1 protein-coding gene is annotated in these 481 nt (G+C 52.8%); it reads left to right on the top strand.

Going from position 1 to position 481, the window contains the following annotated elements; all coding sequences use genetic code 11:
• A partial coding sequence (locus ACTHUR_RS19590) for a class I tRNA ligase family protein (protein ID WP_440400455.1) occupies positions 1-481 on the top strand: 481 nt, incomplete at both ends.

Genomic DNA, 481 nt, shown 5'->3' with positions numbered 1-481 from the left:
AAGAAACCACCCTGTCCGATTGGGATATTTCCCGCGATGCACCGTATTTCGGTTTTGAAATCCCCGACGCGCCGGGCAAATACTTCTATGTCTGGCTGGACGCGCCCGTCGGTTACATGGCGTCGTTTAAAAACCTGTGCGACCGCATCGGCATCGATTTTGACGAATACTTTAAAGCCGACAGCCAAACCGAGATGTACCACTTCATCGGCAAAGACATCCTCTATTTCCATGCCCTGTTCTGGCCTGCCATGTTGCATTTCTCCGGCCACCGCGCCCCGACCGGCGTGTACGCACACGGCTTTTTGACCGTAGACGGACAAAAAATGTCCAAATCGCGCGGCACCTTCATCACCGCCAAATCCTATCTGGAACAAGGCCTGAACCCCGAGTGGATGCGCTACTACATCGCCGCCAAACTCAACAGCAAAATCGAAGACATCGATTTGAACCTGCAAGACTTTATCAGCCGCGTAAACAG

The sequence above is a fragment of the Neisseria sp. P0021.S007 genome, from assembly GCF_051956855.1.
This window is presented reverse-complemented; position numbering and strand designations above follow the sequence as displayed.